Origin of the sequence: Timonella senegalensis JC301, assembly GCF_000312125.1 — a bacterium.
Lineage (GTDB): Bacteria > Actinomycetota > Actinomycetes > Actinomycetales > Cellulomonadaceae > Timonella > Timonella senegalensis.
Genome location: NZ_HE978643.1, coordinates 318,353 through 335,274 on the forward strand (window position 1 = coordinate 318,353; position 16,922 = coordinate 335,274).

The following is a 16,922-nucleotide window of genomic DNA, read 5'->3' on the forward strand; positions in this document are numbered from 1 at the left end:
AGAGCGTCGACTAGCCACGGGCGCTCTGCGAGGTGAGGGACAAAAAAGCCCCTGCGACCTCCGGCTCTTTCTCCTTTGCTTCGTCGATTGCGGTGACGAGGCGGCCAAACTGCAGTTCGCCAATCTTGGCGCGGAGCGCTTTTACTTGCTCAACCGATGGGCTCTTCGTGGCGATAACTTCGCTGTCCTTCTCGATCCGCACGAACCCTCAGTGTACCTTTTCCGCTTCACGATCAGCGACGATCTGGCGGGCGGCCTTGCTGTACGCCTTGTACGGCTCGGCGCGGTACTGCTCCGTTAAGTGTGCGGTTTGCTTCTCCGTCCACGCTTCCATCGCGATGACGTAGGCGGTTGCCTGCTTCTCCGTGGGGTGGCTGGGCAGTTGTGGTTGAGGGTCAGTGAAAGGCTGAAAGGGATTCTCGGGTGCAGGGTGTGCGGCTTCTATCGCGATCTCTGCGTCAGGTTCGAGTGCTCGAACGAACCACACGGTTCGGGACTCTTCGAGCTCCGTGAGAAGCACCGCGCCTTCCTCGATGAGGACTGCGAGCGGGTCTTCCTCGTTGGCGGACCGCTCACCATCTGCTTTTTCAAGCTGCGCTGCGCGCTCGTACCGTCGGCGCCAGTCTTCGTACTTACCGAGCACTTCACCGTTTTGGAAGATCTCGACGGACTCCTCGGTGACGGATGCGCCATCAATAAACGCGTCAAAGTCGAAGTCGAGGGTGAGGGGATCAGACATGGGGTTCTCCTAGAGGACAGGGATGCGGTGTGTGGACTTGCGGTATCCGGCGGCTTTGACGCCGGGGAGGTTCTGGGAGCGTGCGCCGGTGTTGTCTCGTTCAAAGACGACGACCTCGAGGGCATCCAAGGCTCCGGGGATTTCTTCACCGGTTTCTGGATCGATCTTTGGCGCAGGGATTCCGTTGGGAATGAAAGCGAAGGACTTCACGTCGGATGGTTGAAGGCCTAGCGCGTGCAGTGCACTGATAAGGCTGGGTCGGGATATCCGGGAAGGCAGGGCGGGCACAGTCATCGGTCCTCCAAGCGTGCAGAGGGGTTCAAAGATTGGGGGAGTGGTACCTTGCCTGCGCGGAACCCCTTCACGCGCAGGCAAGGCGGCTTGCTGCGGCTACCAGCCCTCGATCACGGGGTAGCGGAGACGATGGTCTTGAAGCCCTCGGTGAAGCGACGAATAGCACCAGGGACGCGGTGCTTCAGCTTGCCTTCGAGCGCGGCAGACGATGGGACGTCGAGCTCGTACTCGCAGTACCAGTACTCATCGCCGACGGTGAGATCCTCGGTGGACTTCTTGCCCGAGTGGCGGATGAGGATCGGGAGCACGGTGCCCTTCGCATCACCCACGATCGCCCAGAACTTTTCCTCAGTAGAAGCCGTGTCAGGCAGGCCGGTTGCAGCGAGGAAGCTGCGGTAGGCAGTAAAGCCGCCATCCGCGTTGCCGTTGCCCAGCTCCTTGGCGTTTCCGGAGACATCGAGGGACTTCTCGTCTAGGACGTCGGATGCTGCTGGTCCGAGGTCAAAGTCGGACGACAGTACGGCGCCCGAGAAGTCTTCGCCCGCGAGTGCCTCTGTGATTGTGATCTTGTCCATGTCCGCGGGGATTTCCGGGAGGACAACGAACTTTTTCTTGCCGTCAGCGAGTACGCGCATTGCGCACCTCCTTCTTCCCCTCGTTTGGGGAGTTGGTTTCAGTTGGTGGGGCCGTGCCCTCGGCCGGGTCGGTCACGTCTTCCGTGGTGTCTGGTTCGGGGGTGACGTCCTTGGTCCAGACGTTGGGGAAGGCGTTTGCGAAGCCTGCGGACTGGTGCCGCACTTCGCCGGTGCGCAGGTTGCGCAGTGGGATTTGTGCCATGGGGTGCCTCCAAGGGGCATAAGAAAACCCGCCACTGTGGGCGGGCTATGGATGTTCGGGGCTGGCGTTGAGGTGGAAGCCGGACACTGCGTAGGCCGGATGTCGGTTTGGGGCGGGGAGGGTTACTTGCCGGTCGACTTCGACGTCTTGGGACCATTCGAGGTTTAGCTCGAAGGTGCGGTCTTGGGCTGTGAGTACTTTCTTGTCGAGGTGTGTGAGGACTCGTGACGTGAAGGTGAGCGCAAGGTCCGGGTTTTCGGCCACGGTCGTGACTTTGAGGATCGTGTCGATTGCCGTGGTGGGAGCGAGGGAGTCCTCGCGCTTGCCCCATGCTGGTCCCCAGAGGAGGACGTAGGGGAAGGTCGGCTTGTCTGGCACGTCCACCCAGTAGGCGGTGATACCTGCGGCGAGTAGGTGCGCTTTCAGTGCGGTGATGATGGTTCTCATTCGAAGGACTTCACCACCAGTTCGAGTAGGTACTTTTCGACATAGGGCGCCTCGCGGTTGAGTGCTTCGAGGGGGTCTTCGACGGTGCCGCCACCGCGGCTGGTGCCGAAGTAGGCCACGTTGGCGATTGCGCCACCGGATCCGGACGCCTTCTCTGGGCCGATCTCCACGGACAGTCCGGCTTGGTCGAAAGTTATGGAGTTTGTGGCGCCTTTGAAGTGTCGGGATGCCCGCATTTGCTTCTGTAGGTCGCGCTTGACGTTCATCGCCCCTTTGAACATCACTTTTTCGGCGTCTGGGGTGATGTCTTTGGCCGCGGCCCGCACGGTGGTCGCGAATGCGCGGATCTCGTGGGCGCTCATGTCACGACCTCGTCCACTAGGAATCGCTGGGCGGTTTGGATGGACTTCTCGTGGAGTCCTGCGATCCGGTAGACCGCTCCAACTGCGTGTGCGGCGTGGGTGCTTGAGGTGATGGTGACGATGTCTCCGGCTTGGAATGGTCCGGCGTCCCAGGGAGCGTGTACGTTGTAGCGTTGCGTCACATAGGTGTGTCCGCCGGCTTCTGGGGCTTGCTCGTAGGGCTGCCAGCTTTGCACTTTCACGGGACCTTCGTAGATCGTCGTGCGTGGGAACGTTGCCCCACCCAAGCCGTCTTCGACTGCCTCGCGCGAGACCCTTTCGATCTTCGCGGTGTCGCGGAAGAGGGACTCTGCCATCTTCCGCATTTCGTCGAGCTCGTGAACTGCGAATCCTCCGAAGTTCATGGCACTCACCATCCAGGTGTGAATGCCAGTGGAGAGGAGAATCCATCGCCCACTGGTACGGGCAAGAGGCGTTCCCACTCTTCATCTGTGAGTTCGAGTTTGCCGCTCGAGCGGGACGAATCGATGGTCTGCTGAATGGTCGCGTCGTCCACGGACCGTGAGAAGGTGCGCAGGCCTTGAGGGTTCAGTGCCTTGCGGGTCACTGCGTCCACTTCAATGTCTGCGACAGTCTCACGGTCCAGGAGTCCGGAGTTTACGCGTTGATCAAGGTCCGGGAGTCGAGTCTTGATTAGGCGTTCCACCTTGTCCAGCCACTGCTGGATTTGGGCTTTTTCCGGTTCGACGATGGTGCGGCCCAATTCGGTCCCGACTTGGTCGACGGTTGCGTATGTCATGACCGCACCACCTTTCACTCAGCTTCGAGCATCTCGATGATCTTCGCCTTGGTCGCGTCTGCAGGGACGGTCAGCCCCTTGGAGGTTGCGTAGGCGACCCACTTGGCCTTGGACTCGTTCTCGGCCGGACGGATCGCACCGGAGGTCTCGGAAGTGTCGTCCTCGTCCTGAGTGCTATTGGCGTCGGCTGTGGTTGTGCCTTCGCCTTCGTCCGCTGCCTTGTCGTTTGCGGTCGTAGTGTTTGCGGCCGTGGTCGTGTCCGTCTCTTCGACGTCAGCCCACACGTTCGGGTTTGTGATCAGTGGTTCTGCCCAATCCGGGACGGCAGCATCGGGGCCAAAGACCTCGATGCTGCCGTTCTCTGGATTGCGCAAAGCCACCATTGCGGTGAGTTTGCGAGTCATGATCACAGCACCTTTGCGACCAGGGAGAGGTCCGCGTTCGCGAGCACTGGAAGTGCGATCGCGTCGGAGATGATCTCGGCGATCATTGGTGGCTTTTCAGCCTTGTATGCGCCCACCACGATGCCCGGCTCTGCGCCATCTTCGATGGCGTAGTCGGAGTCCTGAGAGGTCAGAGTCTGTCCCCAGAAGGTCGCTCCGAGCTCGGTGCCTTCCCAGTCGGTCGTCTCGACTGCCTCGGGGAGGAAGATCAGACGGTCGTCTGGGATGACGCGGCCCTTCGAGGTGCGGCGGTTGTACGCGGTCAGGGTTGGCAGGTTCAACCCGGACAGGATGGTGTTCACGTCGTCGATGGATGCGCGTCGGGCGCCACCGTTGACGAGTTGGGTCTGGAAGGCAGGGTTTCCTGCGATCGCAGAGATCACGCGGCTGGAGGTCAGGATCGTGCCTGGATCTACGCCGTTGGTGTCGGAGTAGAGTTGCTTCCACGCCTCGAAGTCTTCGAGGATGTCAGCGGATCCAGACCACAAAGTAGCGGCCGTGACGTTGTGGGCAGCCTTGCGTCCGAAGTCATCACCCTGTGGGGAGAGCTCGGGGATGGTGGCGATACCGGTTACCAGGACCTCGCCGCGCAGTCGCTCGACGCGGTCGGATACTGCCTGGACAACCCGGCGGGTAGTCGCGAGGATCTCCTTGAGCATGCTGGTGTCTGCGGCGTTGCGCAGGCGAAGCTGCTCATACTCAGAGACCGGCAGGTTCTGGCCGACGGCAGGCAGTTCGAGGATGTGCCGCTTGCCGGTTGGGCGGGAGCCAATCTCTGGCTCTGCGTCGTAGGCGCGGTAGTTCGCCTCAGGCACGAGGCCTGCCTGCCCGGCAACGAAGCGCACGAGGATGTCGGAGACATCGCGGTTCGGGAGCCAGCGCGCCAGCGAGCCCTTCCGGGCCTCCTGCTCTGCGAGTGACTCGCGTGCGTACCCAGTCAGAGTTGCTGGGTCGATTACATCAGTCCAAAGAGCCATTTGGGCCCTCCTTTCAGGCTACGAAGACGAAGGTGGTTTCCCCACGCTTCGCGCCCGTAGGTGCGGTGAATGACACGGGGAGTTTGCTGGTTTTCACTCGGCCGTGGTCGATCAGCGGCACAGCGAAGTCCGCGGTACCTACGACGCTCTGGTTGGTGAGGATGAAGCCTGCGAGGACACCCGCAGCCGTGGTGGTCTCGGCGGCTGGGTCATACGGGACAAGTCCCGTACCAATCCGCGCGACGGGGGTGCCCGAAGGGATGTAGCCCTTTGGGTAGTGGGTTGCCTTGGTGAAGGCGGACACGTCGAGGGTTTCGGTGCGGGCGTTGCTGATTCCGTGCGCGCTTCCGAGCCACGAGAAATCGCCGCCGCCAACCTGTTCAGTAGTCAGTCGAGGCATAGTGCTCTCTCCTTTGTCAGTTGGTCTTCTTGGATGGGTGCTGCTCAGCCCAGAGGTCTCGTCCTGCTGAGACGCTCTTTGCGGTGGACTTGGAGCCGCCGCCCTGGTGTGGGTCTGGCTTTGGTGTGGACTTCGTGCCTACGAGGTCCTTGAATGCCTTCGCGTCGGCTTCGATCTCTTCGCGAGTCGAGCCCTTCAGGCGGGATGCGAGCTTGATGTCGAGGCCGATCTCCGCAGCCACCTCGTAGCACAGAAGCTGCGATTGCGAAGCGGCGAGTTCCGACTGTGCGGTGCCGAGGTCGTCCTTGATGCGCTGCTCGTCGGTTTTCTTGGAGTCCTCGAGTTGCTTCTCAAGGTCCTTGACCTTCTGCTCAGCCGCCTTGCGGGCGTCACGCTCAGTGGTCAGGGCCTTCTTTCCTCCCTCACCCAACTTTTCGTCGCCGTCAGGATCTGGGGCAGGATTCTTAGAGGTCTTGTCGTCGCCAGTGGCAGGATCCGCAGGGTCGGCAGCGACAAACCGGATTCTGCTCCATCGCGGATGCGTGAACCCGGGGGTGGGGGTGTAGCGGGTCTTGAGAAGGGTCGTGCTCATGTGCTTATCTCCATCGCGGAAAGCATCCGGACGCCTCGCGCGGCCGGAAAAGGGGTATGCAAAACGCCCCACAGCATCGGGCTGTGAGGCGCTTGGTTCGGGGCTAGTCATTAAAGACTTCGCCGCCGGTGCTAAGCCATCGCTTGTAGTCGGCTTCGGCTTGTGCTGCTAGCTGTGGGGTCAGCCCTTTCCCATCGCGGGAGTAGGGGTTTCGGCCTTCGAGGACTGCTTTGTAGCGGGCCTCAGAGTCGAAGAGTCTGCGCTCAGCGGCGGTCATGGTGTAGCGGCTCGAAGGATCGCGCATCCCGGTGCGACGCGACTGCTCGACTGCGGTGCGTGCACCGACGCGGCGGCCACCTGCTCCGAGCGCTCCGAAGCCTTCTCGATGACCTCGGATTGACCCCTCAGGGACTTGGCCGCCGGGCAAGAGGTAGTTGTGCTCGATCAGGAGTTCTCGGGCTCGCTCGCGGTTTCCTGCGGCTTGCCGATAGATTCCTTCTGGTGTGAGGCGACGACCTTCGAGGCCTCGAGAGTATCCGCGACGAGTGAAGCCCTCGGAGGTGGTGAGGCCTCGTGCAGAGCGGCTGGCGTTGACAACTTGGAAGATGTCCGAGCCGTCACGGATTGCGTCAGCGCTTGCTTTCCCGAATGCTCGGTCTTGCTCGAGCGCGGTCATTCCCTTGAAGACCTCGTAGGGGTCGTCGATGTAGCCTTCGGCTTTCGCCCCGGCATACTTCTTGGAGGTCGTGGCCACGTGCGTGCAGTTGCATCGCGGGTGCCGTTTGAATCCGGTGTTCCAGCGGAAGATCTTGCCGGCAAGGACAATGCACCGAGAACAGGCGCCCGGTCCAACCATGCGTATGTAGGACACCGAATCTCTGGCCGCGATGTCCGTGGACGCGGCAAGCCGGGCAGAGTCCCGAACTTGGGTGCGTGTGATGCCTTGGAGCAGGAGTCCACCGCGGCGCAGTGCTTCGACGGGGGGTACACCTTCCCCGATCAGGGACTTGGAGTAGCTCACTGGCCGGTCTAGGACGGTGGTGAGCGTCGCCCCTGACGATGCGATGCCCGCGGAAGCGGACGCCCTGGCAATCGAGGTGGGCGGAGTCCATAAGCCTTGGTCTGCGAGGACGAATGACGAGTAGATCATGCCCTCGACAGCTGCTTGAAACTGTGCGTCGGCGAAGACCTGCGTGACGCGGGGGAGACGCTCATTCCACGATCCACTTATCGACGAGGGTGTGATTCCGCGCCACAACTGGTCGGCTTCGCGTGTAGCCTTCGCTACGATCTCGGCCACCGTCTTCTCGTGTTCAATTGCGGCTTCGAACGCCATGGCTATTCTTCACCGTCGATGTCCGGCTCCAGGGCGTTCCACTCGAGTCGGAGTTCTTCCTGGCGGTATGCCCGCTCGCGCTTCTTCTTGGCTTCGCTCCATCCGAGCTCGTCTTGTGCGCCTTGCACGGAGAGTATTGCTTTCCCGCCAGCGAGTTTGGTGACTGCGTCGGCCTTCTGCGCAACGGTTGGTGTGCCGGCGTCGTGCCATTCGGTACGTATTTTGTTGCCGTCAGGCCACTCTCCGGTGGCGAATCGCTCGGAGAGTCCCATGACCCAGCCCCACCCGTCACCCCAGTCGGTCTGCTTGCGCTCGACGTTCTTGACTAGTCGCGACTCGTCCGCGCGAATAGCGCCCTCGGCGGCAGGGTTCACCGTGGAATCGGTGAAGTACCGGACAGGTAGACCGGAAATCGAGGCGACGAGGCTGCCGTACTTGTCGACGACCTTGGTGAAATTCTCAAGGTTGGCGGCGTCAAACTGCCCAGCGGTGAGTTTAGGGTCGCTGTGCACCATGAGCGACGTGTAGTAGGCCTCCCAGACAGGCACTGGTTGGCCGGTCTTTGGGTCGACCATCTTGTCCTTGTCCGCGCCAAAAAGGTAGCGCGTTGGGACTGCCAAGCCTTCTTGCGCGAGCTGGAGATTGGTCAGTGCACGGGCGCAGGCGTCGGTGAGTGGAATGGACGCGGCCATTTCGGAGCGACCCATCCACGTGCCGGCGCGCCTGCGGTTGAGGAACATCACGAGGGGCACGCGGCCTAGACCGTGGTCGTCGCGGTTTGTGACCTCCCAGCCGTTGCGCGACGCACGCAGGTGGATTGTCGAGCCGGGCAGGAAGAGCGTCCTGTTTCGAGCTCCGTCCCAGTCCTTGAAGGACCGCAGAGCACCCACCATGCTTCGCTGTGCGGTATCTACGGCGGCGACCATCTGCTGAGAAGGCTCGATGCGGATGAACGGCTTTTTCGCATCCTCTGGGTTGGTGCCCACGGAGACGAATCCGCGTCCGAAGATCATCGTCTCTTTGTGGAGGATGGGGGATTCGGACTCGAGGTTGTTGTCTTCCCATCGCTCGGTGAGTTTTTCGGACGCTTTGTCTTCGCCAGGGAGCATGAGGGCCTTGACGTCGAGTCGGCGTTCCACCTCGTCTACGACGGTTTGTGGCCATGCGACCTGTGTGACGAACCGTCGCAGTTCGGGTGGGACTGCGATGCCGATCTGCTCGAGGCGGTTTGTGGCCTCGTAGTATGCGTCGTTGAGAGTGTCGGGTTTTTCGACTTCGCGGGCCTTCTTGTTGAGGTGCGAGAGAATCCGGCTCTCATCGTCGTTGAGTTTGGATGCCTGCATGAGTGTTGTCACGGGCACCTCCTACCTGAACATGAACATGACGTCGTCCTTGTCGCTGGTCCATCCCTCGGAGCGCGCGTCACAGGCGGCTTCGTGGGCTAGGACGTCGGCCATAAGGACGTCGATTTTCTGGTGGTCGGATGGTTTGGCGAGAATGAACTTGTCGCCTTGCTTTGCGGCCATGCGGGCGTTAGTTGCGCAGGTGAGGAAGTCGTCTTCACCGTCATGGGTGGAAATGCCTTCGATCATGTCGGAGCGGTAGCGCACGAGGGCCTGCCACATCTTGTCGATCTTGTTTGTGGGCCATTGGATGACCACTTCATCGCCGAATTCGAGTGCCCATTCTTCGATTTCTGTGAACCAGTCGAAGGGGTCGCAGTAGAACCTTTTGACGTTGTATTTCTTGAAGAGTTGGCGGACAGCCGCGTGGACTTCACCGCGGGGGATTTGCCCTCCCCATTCCTCGGGCTTCCACACGGTTGTGCGTTCTTCGCCGCCGACCGTGTACGTAGGCGTAAAGCGGTGGCCGTCCTTGGTTTCAGCACGAATGGCCGACCAGTCTCCCGATCGAGAGCCATCGAACGCGAGGACGATGTCCTTTCCGATCTCCACTTCGTCTTGAGATCGGTCGATCCACTTCGAGAGGAGGTAGGTGCCTTTACCTTGGACGAGTCGGTTTCCGTAGAATCGCTCAGCCTGGGCTGGGTCGGTCTCGACAAGCTCAGCGGCTTCCGCGTCGATACCGTTTGGGTCCACCCATGGCGAGTCCGCGTACACGTGGACGTGGATCTTGTGACGATCGCGCTTGAGTTTGTAGTTCAGGTCGCGAGGCGGTTCGCGGTAGTACCGGAAGATGTCCTTGGACTTGGACGCGAATCCTTGCTGCGCGGCAGAGTTCTCGATGGGGTCCCACGGGTTCGTGAGCTCGATAGTGCGGCCCTGCATACCTGCTGCAGATCGCCTGATGTTCTGCCACGTGTCGAGAACCTTGTTCGCTGACGTGTACAGACCTGACTCGTCCGCTAGCCCACTCGTGAACTGCTTTCCCAGTTTCGACTTCGCCGCGCTGGACAATGGGAGGATCATGCCGCGGTTCGGGAGGCGCACGAAGCCCTCACGAACTTTGAGCACGTCATCGAGTGGCCCGGTCGTGATCATCGTCTGCAACGGCTCATACACGTTCGCTGTCTGCGACTCTGCGAACGCCAGCAAACCGATCAGTGACTTCTTGCGGGGAGCACCCATCGCTTCGCCTGGCTGGTACTCGTACACCCACCCGCACCCGCAACCGTGGTCAGAACACTGGTAGAGCTCTCCACCCTTCGCCCACCCAACAAACGTCGACGGGCCGGCCGCCTCAGCGAGCAGCATTCCAGCACCCCACGGCGACTTTCCACACTTCTGCGGACCCACAATGATGGATCGCCGGTAGTAGAAAGGCTCAAGGATGCGTGCAGGATCAAACTTCGCGGTGGCTTTGATTCTGTAGTGATTTGTCGTGCAGAAGAGCTGCCAGCCATTGAAGATCAGAGGATCGCCATCGAAAACACCGCCAGGGACAATGCAGTGCCGTTCCACCCAGTCGGTGACGATGAACCCGAGGGTGTGAAGAGGATTGAATTCGAGGGCGAGGCCGTCAGCCGACACCAGGAACTACTTGCATCCGGGAGCGTGAGCCTCCGGAACTGGCAATGGGCTTCTTCGTCGCTGACTTCTCAGCGAGCTCGTCGCGCGCGATAGCCCAACCGTTCGCAATAAGTCCGGCGGGGGAAAGCCCGATCTGATCTTGCAAGCGGAGTAGCGCGCCCTTGTCAGCGGCTTTGGCCTCGTGACCTTCGCAGATCACGAAGGTACGTACCCACATGGCGACTGTCTGCCACCGCCACGGTTCTAGCGACCAAGCGCAGGCTTGCGGGGTGGACCATGCCCATTCCCACAGTTCTTGCTCCCGGTCCGCGACGTCCTCGGTCAGTTCTTCGTCAGTCACCATCTTCTTGCCGCCCTGGTCGTCGAACGACATCACCAAGACGGGACGTTCCATCAACGGAAACGCTGGGACCTTACCGGTGTAGCCCTCCGAGGGGAGAGACGTAAGCGTGAAATTGCGACGCTCCGAGCGCCCCGAGTTCGGGTTTGGTTTCGGTCCAGATTGCGTGCGATAACCACCACTGGTCATAGTCGGGCACCTCCTTCGGCATCGCGCCAAAAAGCAGAAAACCGGGCATCGCGCGCCGGTCGGAAAACTTTTGAACCCTCCGCACTTTTTTCAGACCTCACCGTCGGTCTATAGGTCAGGCGCCTTTGCCCCACCCCCCTGGGGTAGCGGCAGGCCCTCAACCTTGGCGCTCGCGGTCAGCGGTTGCGCAGTGCCGCAGCGTGCTTTCCTGCGGCTGAGCGGTTGCAGGTGGCGTGCTCGGGGCCGGTGTAGAAGGTCCTCGAGTCGGAGTGTCCGAGGTCCCAAGGTGTGCCGGGGAGTATCTGCCTCCAGCAGCGCGTGCAAGCGACCTCCTCGCCGGCATCGATCTTGGCTTGCCAGCGTGCGCGTTCGGCTTGGTGTGCGCTTCCGTAACCGCGTTGGGTTGATGTCCCGCGCGCTCTGTCTTTCTCTCGCTTGCACCAAACACAGATCGTTGAGCCATCAGTAAGAATGCGAGGGCACTTGCTGCACACACGTCCGGACATGAGGCCTCCAAGGCAGGCTGGAGTAGCCGCAGCTACTTGAGTGAAGGAGAAAAGGAGAACGCCAGAACAGGCAGTGCATGTGGCATACGCGCAGGGGCGGTCCACCTCGTGGGTGGCAGATGGATGGGTGCTACCAGGCGGTGTAGATGGGCGGTGGTTCACTACCGAGGCGCAGGTACTTTTTCGCGTGCATGCGCTCACGCTTGGGGTTCTGTGGCTTGCATGCGCAGTGATGATTGCGGCAGTGAAACTCAGTGCGGTGGGGGCGGGTGTCGCGGGTCGCGGTACCGTGCCGGGTGATGAATCGTCGTTGAGCCATCTGTCGCACCCCCCAATGAATGCGCGACCGCGTAGTGGGCGATGCGTGGAGTCTGCTCGGGTTACGCGCCGAGTCGCGGACTGTCCCCGTCAGGTGTCTAGGTCGCTTGCCTAGGGTCGTGGAACTGGCAGGATTCGAACCTGCGCCTTCCGCTGCTTGTCCTTGCGCTGACGCCTTGCGCATGTAGGGGGCGATGCGGTGTTCTGCCACTGAACTACAGTCCCGTGCGACTGCTTACGGCAGCCAGTCGCCCCGTTTTTTCATACGATGCCATCGGAGGCGGGCTTAGGAGGCCCCTCGGCCTCGCTTCCCCGCGAGGATTCGAACCTCGATTAGCAGAACCAAAATCTGCCGTCCTGCCGGTTAGACGACGGAGAATGAGAGCCCGTGACGTGGGCTAGACGGCTCGTTGTGGTCCACGGTGAGCTACCGGAGGGAGTGCGCGCTCCCTGAACCAGCGAGCAGATGCGGGCTCGCTGGAAGTTGCGGCAGGTGCGACTAGGGCCTTGGAAGGAACCCGCCCGTCATGATCGTCCTTCAGCCGGGAGTCGTTGGCTGTTGACCGCTGTGATTCCACGAAAAAAGACCCTCACCAACGGTGAGAGTCTTCAAGTGGATACAGTTCTTCCACCACCAATATTAGTGGACAGTTTGCTTTTGTCCAGCATCACACGCTAACCGGGACCTTCTTATACCGAGCGAGCGCGTCAGACAATGAGTATCGACCCTCATCATCCGGGATGAGATGGCCACGTTGAGCCCACTTGCACAGGGTGTTGTACTTCGCGGGGAAGCCCATCAACACCAAGGCTTGGGTCATCTGGTAGAGGTTCAACCGGAACAGCTCAGGGCACGCCTCTAGGAACGCGCGGCGCCGCGCTGTTGTGCGCACTTCCCCATTCGTGATCGTGCGGATCTCCTCCAAGAACTCAACTCCCTCACGATTCCACAGGCCACACACCAACTCGGATTGCCCAACCGGATACCCGGACGCCAACAACTCCGCTAGATCGGTTGCGGTGCCTTCGCGCTCGCAGTGCTGGTCGATGGCCTTGCGTAGTTCGAGTTCGAGGCCGAGTGCGTCGAGGTTGAGTGGCGTGAACTTGGAGGGGTCGATGGTTGCTCGCCGGTTTGATTCGACGAAGAGGGGACGTTCGGTTTTCATGTCCGCGAGTTTGGGGAGGCGGGCGAGGATTTCTTGCCAGGCGGTGGGCATTGGTGGTCCTTTCAGTTGGCCATGTCGCTGAAGCGTGTGTAGTGGAGCTGGTGGGAGAGGACGAACTCTCCGGTGGGTCCGTTGCGTTGCTTGCCGATGATGTAGTCGAGTTCGCCGGCGCGTGGGCTTTCGCGTTCGAAGTAGTCTTCGCGGTGCAGGAGGGTGATCACGTCGGCGTCTTGCTCGAGCGCTCCGGATTCGCGGAGGTCTGAGATGCGTGGGCGCTTCTGGTCTTGAGCACCGCGGTTGAGTTGCGCTGCGGCGACGATGGGGATTCCGAATTGGTTGGCGGCGATCTTGAGTCCTCGTGAGAACTCTTCGAGCCCTTCACGGCGTTGGACTTTCGGGTTGAAGGTGCCGAGTTGGAGGTAGTCCATGCACACGATGTCGGCCTTGAGTTCACGGATCCGGCCTCGCACGTCTGCGATGGTGCATTCGGGCTTGTCGATGATGTGCAGGGGCGCGTCGGCTAGGCGTCGGGCTGCGGTGTCTAGTGCGTCCCATTGCCGTTCGTTGAGGCGCTTCTCGTTGATGTAGGTGAGTCGGATACCGGTCTCGGCGGCGAGGATGCGCTTGAGGTATTCCTCGGCCCGCATTTCGAGAGAGAACACCACGGCGCTTTTATGCTGCTTGAGGACAGCGTGCCGAGCGATATCTGAGAGGGCGACGGACTTACCCATGCCAGGCCGTCCAGCGACGATCACAAACTGTCCGGCGCTCATGGGCTTGAGGAGTCGATCGGCATCCATGTACGGCCATGCAATGCCCTGTGGTGGGGTGGGGTCGCGCAGTTCAGCCAAGAGGTCCGGGAGGATGTCCGAGACGTGCGTGCGAGCCTGCTCGGCGGGCTTGTACGCGGCTTCCAACTCGGTTTGGGCGACGGATACCAGTTCGGCGGGGGAGCCTTCTGCATCCCCCGCCAGTTGGACGACACGGGTACCCATGGCGGCGAGGCGACGACGTACCGCGAGGTCGTAGACACCGCTCGTGTACGCGGCCGCCTGGACTGCAACGGTACCGAGGTCCGCGAGCTCGATGATGTGCTTCTGCAGGTCTTGGTAGCCGTGCTTAGCGAGCCCGGACATGATCGTAATGAAGTCGATCAGTTCTCCGCCCGAGTGCATGGCCTGCAACGTCCACCAGATCGACTCGTGGGCTGGCAGGTAGAAGTCCTCGGGCCGTAGACCACTGAGCAGTTGATCTTGCTCTGCTCCTCGCGCACTCAAGGTGCCGCAGATGATCTCCCGTTCGGCAGCAACGTTAGCGAGCTCGCTCATGGGAAGTTCCTTTCTAGACGACGAAAGCCCAGCCGCGAGCGCGGTTGGGCTTGTGTTGGTGGGTGTTGGTGGGGTTAGGGGTGGAGGTAGGTGGTGAGTGGGTGGGTGGGGATGCCGAGGCTTTGTGCGAGGTTGGCTTCGATGGTGGCGCCGGTGGAGTTTTGCCAGCCGGGGAGTAGGGCTACGGCGTCGGCATGGATGAGTTTGGGGATGCAGTCTTGCATGTATTGGAGCCAGGTGGAGTTGTTGGGGAGGGTGGTGTTGGCGGGGTTGATGGGGGTGTGGCCCTGGGCTGTGAGTTGGTTGGCTGCCTGGTGGAAGGCGGGGTAGTTGAGGTCGGGGAGGCCGGTCATGGGGCCTGCGATGTAGATGTTCATGGGGTCCTTGGGTTAGTTGGTGTTTTGGCCGCAGTCTCTGCAGGTGCGTGGCTGGTCTTGGTTCGCTGTGGTGGTGATGCATGTGTGCATGGGAGTGGCTGTGTATTCGGCGGTGTAGATGGTGGTTGTTGGGAGTTTCTCGTTGGGCGCATCCAGGTTGGTGTAGCTGTCGCTGCAGTCGGTTTCACTGGTTTCTTTGTGGAGGCGGATGGAGAAACAGGCGTTGCCGTAGTAGGCGGTGGCTGCTTGTGTTGCTTGGTTGATGAGTTCTTGGCGGCTGGCGCCGGTGATGTTGCCGGTGAGGGTCATGTTGTGTTCCTTTCGGAGTGGTGTGTCTGGAAGAATCCGCGTATGCGAATAATGGTTTCTGAGGTGACTGAGGTTGTTGTTGAGAGCAAGTGGTGGGATTCCAACTTCTTTTCGGCACTCGTTGGTGGTGTTGTTGCGGCCCTGATTGCCCTGGCGATCTTTAGCCTCGAACGGCGCTCTGCACGCAAAGCAGCGGCGGAGGCGGCGAGGTTGAGTGCTGTGCAGGGATTGTTGAGGCCGTTGGCGACGCTTTCGACCTTTCAGATGGACGCGGAGCCAGCGAAGGACGTGCTGCGTGAGCTGAGAGTGGCGATAGTGACTCTCCAACTGACGATTCCCTACAAGCAGCGGATCGTTCGTAACTGGCTCGATTTAGAGCGCCAATATGGGATGAACGAAGCCGACGCGCAGTTTGAGAATGTGGAGTTGGTCGGGCGTCTTGCGTTGTCCCAGCAGACGAAGGACTCGGCTAAGGAACTTGTTACCATCCCGTTTCTTGACTGGGCAATCCAGTTCTCGAGGATCCTAGGTGAGTGGCAGTTGGGCAGAGTCCCCGACAAGTACATTGCGGCGAGAGTTCGGATGCTCAAGGAAGATCTGCTTCCTCCTGAGTTCGTTGAAAGGGTTCAACTGTTTGGGGAAGGTGATTACGCCTCCATCTTTCCCGACCTCTCCAAGAGCGAACTGAAACGACTGAAACTAGAAAAGAAGTAGCACGAAGGTGCCCATTACCGGCCGCGCGCGATCACGGCAGCGTCGCCTGCTGCCTCGTCCCATCCTGCGCTGTACTCGTACTCGTCTCGCCTGTGCGTCATCATCTCCGCCGTCGGCTCAAGAGCCTCGATCTCTTGCGCGATCAGCTCACGAACGCGGGGTAGTGCAGCAGCGAGGACTGCGTTCGACATTGCAATGAACTCTTGCTGAATGGTCCAGCCGGCAGACTCCCAGTCACCCTTCGCCTGCCGTAGTTCCGGAACGATCGTGCCGTGAGCCAGAAGCCCCTTCGCTCCGGCCTCTACCGCTTCCAATGGAATAGTCATTCTCCTGCCTCCACACCCATGACATACCGCTGTGGATAGACGCCAAACTCCGCATGCGACACTGCGAGCGCCAGTTCGTTGATGGCGTCACGGAAGCGTTGTATCTCGGTGTCGGTCTTGTGTGCGCTGGAGTTGAACTTGTTCAGGGTGGAGCGTAAGCGTTCCTCGGGAGTCAGCATGGGGCGGGCCCATGCGCTCGCGGGCAAGGGGTTGCGGATGGTGCGGGTTTTTGTGATGGCTTCCAGTGTGCGCGGGTTGCGTTGGATGGTGATGACTGTGGCGCCTTGGTATTTGAGTTCGATGAACTGGATCTCCTTGTACTCGACGTGGTTGCGGTAGATCGTGATGCTGTCGGACGCTATCGTGCCAGGGTCGATGTTCGCGAGCTCGAAGAGCCTGAGAGCCAGTGCGCGATCGCTGATGCTGTTGTGGTTGATGATGCGTTTCATAGTGGGTCCTTCCGGGAACAAGAAAACCGCCCAAGATGGGCGGCTATGGTGAGGGCATGGACATTGTGGTGATGGTCGAATCGGCTACCGGTCCCATCGAGAAGACCTTCACAGATACGGACTACGCGAGCGCGAAAGCCGCGGCGGAGGCGTCACTTGCTGAAGGTGAACGCCTCCTATGGATCAAAACCGACCGGGCATGAAAGAGCCCGCCACTGGGGTGGGCTTAGGTGGGGAGTTGTCCCCTTGCGGTTGCTCACCAGTGTTTTACCCGTGAGGCTTGTAAGTGAGCGGCAGGCCGGTAGGGGGAAATGCTGGGGTGTTGCTCGATAGTTTGGAGCGTGTCTAGCGGAGTCCAGGCCGCTGGTTGACGTTTGAGTTAGCGCCTCTCGGGTCATGTCATCCGAGGGGCGCTTTCTTGTTGCGCGAGTTTGGCTTCCATTGCTTCGTAGCTCATGCGTGAGAAGGGTTCTTCTTCTTCCTAGGGCTGTGCGGGTGGTGTCCATCCGGCGGCGATGATCGCGTCGGCTAGGTGTCCGTGCCAGGTTGGCGCTAGTGCCCCGCACATGCACTTGATCATGAGGGACCTGCTGGCACCCCTATCGGTAATGGGGAAGTGCTTGCCAATCTCGGTAGCAAGACGCTCACGCGGCGCACTCATGTCGTGCCCCTCACGCCCCACAC

General features: G+C 60.7%; 26 protein-coding genes and 1 tRNA gene. 2 read left to right on the forward strand and 25 right to left on the reverse strand.

The features are described from left to right. Window positions 1-10: 10 nt before the first annotated feature. From HGSM_RS09235 to HGSM_RS09345, 22 genes are all read right to left on the reverse strand, one after another. On the reverse strand, window positions 11-202 hold the full coding sequence (locus tag HGSM_RS09235) for a hypothetical protein (RefSeq protein ID WP_019148466.1): 192 nt from the start codon (window positions 200-202) through the stop codon (window positions 11-13). Window positions 203-208: 6 nt separating this feature from the next. Next, window positions 209-739, reverse strand: a complete 531-nt coding sequence (locus HGSM_RS09240) for a hypothetical protein (RefSeq protein ID WP_019148467.1) — start codon at window positions 737-739, stop codon at window positions 209-211. Window positions 740-748: 9 nt separating this feature from the next. Beyond that, complete coding sequence (locus HGSM_RS09245; RefSeq protein ID WP_019148468.1) at window positions 749-1,033, reverse strand: hypothetical protein; 285 nt, start codon at window positions 1,031-1,033, stop codon at window positions 749-751. A 110-nt stretch (window positions 1,034-1,143) separates the two neighbouring features. Next, entirely contained in the window at window positions 1,144-1,668 is a 525-nt protein-coding gene (locus HGSM_RS09250) for a phage tail tube protein (RefSeq protein WP_019148469.1), read from the reverse strand. Then, a complete protein-coding gene (locus HGSM_RS09255) occupies window positions 1,652-1,870 on the reverse strand; it encodes a hypothetical protein (protein WP_019148470.1) in 219 nt (72 codons plus the stop codon). Before HGSM_RS09255 ends, HGSM_RS09250 begins: the two co-directional genes overlap by 17 nt. Window positions 1,871-1,915: 45 nt before the next feature. Further along, window positions 1,916-2,317, reverse strand: coding sequence for a hypothetical protein (locus HGSM_RS09260; RefSeq protein ID WP_019148471.1), 402 nt, complete (start codon window positions 2,315-2,317; stop codon window positions 1,916-1,918). After that, window positions 2,314-2,679 carry a hypothetical protein gene (locus tag HGSM_RS09265; RefSeq protein WP_019148472.1) on the reverse strand — a complete coding sequence of 122 codons (366 nt, stop codon included), beginning with the start codon at window positions 2,677-2,679 and terminating at the stop codon, window positions 2,314-2,316. The genes HGSM_RS09260 and HGSM_RS09265 overlap by 4 nt, the downstream gene beginning before the upstream one ends. Continuing rightward, complete coding sequence (locus HGSM_RS09270) at window positions 2,676-3,083, reverse strand: DUF6093 family protein (protein ID WP_019148473.1); 408 nt, start codon at window positions 3,081-3,083, stop codon at window positions 2,676-2,678. The genes HGSM_RS09265 and HGSM_RS09270 overlap by 4 nt, the downstream gene beginning before the upstream one ends. A gap of 5 nt (window positions 3,084-3,088) precedes the next feature. Then, entirely contained in the window at window positions 3,089-3,478 is a 390-nt protein-coding gene (locus tag HGSM_RS09275) for a Gp19/Gp15/Gp42 family protein (protein ID WP_019148474.1), read from the reverse strand. A 14-nt stretch (window positions 3,479-3,492) separates the two neighbouring features. Beyond that, the gene (locus HGSM_RS09280) at window positions 3,493-3,882 is read right to left on the reverse strand and encodes a hypothetical protein (RefSeq protein WP_040594922.1); all 390 of its coding nucleotides are present in this window, start codon (window positions 3,880-3,882) and stop codon (window positions 3,493-3,495) included. A 2-nt stretch (window positions 3,883-3,884) separates the two neighbouring features. Next, window positions 3,885-4,898 (reverse strand): major capsid protein, encoded by a 1,014-nt coding sequence (locus HGSM_RS09285; protein ID WP_019148476.1) that lies wholly within the window; start codon window positions 4,896-4,898, stop codon window positions 3,885-3,887. Window positions 4,899-4,911: 13 nt separating this feature from the next. Beyond that, window positions 4,912-5,298 carry a hypothetical protein gene (locus tag HGSM_RS09290; RefSeq protein WP_019148477.1) on the reverse strand — a complete coding sequence of 129 codons (387 nt, stop codon included), beginning with the start codon at window positions 5,296-5,298 and terminating at the stop codon, window positions 4,912-4,914. Window positions 5,299-5,314: 16 nt separating this feature from the next. Beyond that, window positions 5,315-5,890, reverse strand: a complete 576-nt coding sequence (locus HGSM_RS09295; RefSeq protein WP_019148478.1) for a hypothetical protein — start codon at window positions 5,888-5,890, stop codon at window positions 5,315-5,317. A gap of 103 nt (window positions 5,891-5,993) precedes the next feature. Continuing rightward, window positions 5,994-7,226 (reverse strand): VG15 protein, encoded by a 1,233-nt coding sequence (locus tag HGSM_RS13785; protein WP_019148479.1) that lies wholly within the window; start codon window positions 7,224-7,226, stop codon window positions 5,994-5,996. A 2-nt stretch (window positions 7,227-7,228) separates the two neighbouring features. Continuing rightward, window positions 7,229-8,581 carry a phage portal protein gene (locus tag HGSM_RS09310; RefSeq protein WP_019148480.1) on the reverse strand — a complete coding sequence of 451 codons (1,353 nt, stop codon included), beginning with the start codon at window positions 8,579-8,581 and terminating at the stop codon, window positions 7,229-7,231. A gap of 9 nt (window positions 8,582-8,590) precedes the next feature. Then, on the reverse strand, window positions 8,591-10,216 hold the full coding sequence (locus tag HGSM_RS09315) for a hypothetical protein (RefSeq protein WP_019148481.1): 1,626 nt from the start codon (window positions 10,214-10,216) through the stop codon (window positions 8,591-8,593). Next, entirely contained in the window at window positions 10,206-10,610 is a 405-nt protein-coding gene (locus HGSM_RS09320) for a hypothetical protein (RefSeq protein WP_154646303.1), read from the reverse strand. The genes HGSM_RS09315 and HGSM_RS09320 overlap by 11 nt, the downstream gene beginning before the upstream one ends. A gap of 1,079 nt (window positions 10,611-11,689) precedes the next feature. Continuing rightward, window positions 11,690-11,794, reverse strand: a tRNA-OTHER gene (locus HGSM_RS14410). A 443-nt stretch (window positions 11,795-12,237) separates the two neighbouring features. After that, window positions 12,238-12,786 carry a hypothetical protein gene (locus tag HGSM_RS09330; protein WP_019148483.1) on the reverse strand — a complete coding sequence of 183 codons (549 nt, stop codon included), beginning with the start codon at window positions 12,784-12,786 and terminating at the stop codon, window positions 12,238-12,240. Between the two features lie 11 nt (window positions 12,787-12,797). After that, window positions 12,798-14,063 carry a replicative DNA helicase gene (locus tag HGSM_RS09335; RefSeq protein WP_019148484.1) on the reverse strand — a complete coding sequence of 422 codons (1,266 nt, stop codon included), beginning with the start codon at window positions 14,061-14,063 and terminating at the stop codon, window positions 12,798-12,800. Between the two features lie 74 nt (window positions 14,064-14,137). Further along, window positions 14,138-14,440, reverse strand: coding sequence for a DUF4406 domain-containing protein (locus HGSM_RS09340; protein ID WP_019148485.1), 303 nt, complete (start codon window positions 14,438-14,440; stop codon window positions 14,138-14,140). Window positions 14,441-14,452: 12 nt separating this feature from the next. Continuing rightward, window positions 14,453-14,749: a hypothetical protein gene (locus tag HGSM_RS09345; protein ID WP_019148486.1), complete on the reverse strand. Its 297-nt coding sequence runs from the start codon at window positions 14,747-14,749 to the stop codon at window positions 14,453-14,455. A gap of 63 nt (window positions 14,750-14,812) precedes the next feature. On the opposite strand from HGSM_RS09345, the gene HGSM_RS09350 reads away from it, so the two are divergent. Continuing rightward, window positions 14,813-15,463 carry a hypothetical protein gene (locus tag HGSM_RS09350; RefSeq protein ID WP_154646304.1) on the forward strand — a complete coding sequence of 217 codons (651 nt, stop codon included), beginning with the start codon at window positions 14,813-14,815 and terminating at the stop codon, window positions 15,461-15,463. A gap of 14 nt (window positions 15,464-15,477) precedes the next feature. Here the strand turns inward: HGSM_RS09350 and HGSM_RS09355 are convergent, their stop codons facing one another. Next, the gene (locus HGSM_RS09355; RefSeq protein WP_019148488.1) at window positions 15,478-15,789 is read right to left on the reverse strand and encodes a hypothetical protein; all 312 of its coding nucleotides are present in this window, start codon (window positions 15,787-15,789) and stop codon (window positions 15,478-15,480) included. Then, on the reverse strand, window positions 15,786-16,238 hold the full coding sequence (locus HGSM_RS09360) for a hypothetical protein (RefSeq protein ID WP_019148489.1): 453 nt from the start codon (window positions 16,236-16,238) through the stop codon (window positions 15,786-15,788). The genes HGSM_RS09355 and HGSM_RS09360 overlap by 4 nt, the downstream gene beginning before the upstream one ends. A 56-nt stretch (window positions 16,239-16,294) precedes the next feature. On the opposite strand from HGSM_RS09360, the gene HGSM_RS14415 reads away from it, so the two are divergent. Next, window positions 16,295-16,441, forward strand: coding sequence for a hypothetical protein (locus tag HGSM_RS14415; RefSeq protein WP_195891368.1), 147 nt, complete (start codon window positions 16,295-16,297; stop codon window positions 16,439-16,441). A 278-nt stretch (window positions 16,442-16,719) separates the two neighbouring features. On the opposite strand, the gene HGSM_RS09365 is transcribed toward HGSM_RS14415, so the two are convergent. Next, on the reverse strand, window positions 16,720-16,922 hold a 203-nt coding region (locus tag HGSM_RS09365; protein ID WP_230197528.1), incomplete at its 5' end, for a hypothetical protein.